1 protein-coding gene is annotated in these 404 nt (G+C 69.1%); it reads right to left on the reverse strand.

Annotation, left to right across the window (positions count from 1 at the left end; genetic code table 11):
• Window positions 1–332, reverse strand: a 332-nt coding sequence (locus GWK61_RS55450; protein ID WP_323748220.1) for a helix-turn-helix domain-containing protein, incomplete at its 3' end; no start/stop codon positions are given.
• Window positions 333–404 lie beyond the last annotated feature (72 nt).

Here is a 404-nt window from a genome sequence, read left to right on the forward strand (position 1 = left end):
TTGAGGAACGTCCGCCACGCGGTGTCCGTACGCCTCGGCGCGGGCGGGATCCTGCGTTGCTTCAGGACCCTGCGGATCGTGCCTTCCCCCACGCGGTGACCGAGCCGGCGTAGTTCACCCTGGATTCTTCGGTGGCCCCAGCCCGGATTGTCGCGGGCTAACGTGACGATCAGATCGCGTAACTCCTGGGACAGTGGCGGCCGACCCGGCGAGCGGGGCTGGGTCCACCTGCGTTTCACCAGGCGCCGGTGCCAAGCCAGCAACGTCGCCGGCGTCACGATCCGATGCGCGCGCAGCTCACGCGGCAGAAGCCTGGCCAGAGCGGCCAGCACCGCCCGATCGGACCAGGACGGTTTCGGCTTCCCGACCTGACGACGCAGAATCTCGACCTCATGCCGCAGCGC

The organism is Catenulispora rubra (assembly GCF_015356825.1).
Taxonomy (GTDB): Bacteria; Actinomycetota; Actinomycetes; order Streptomycetales; family Catenulisporaceae; genus Catenulispora; species Catenulispora rubra.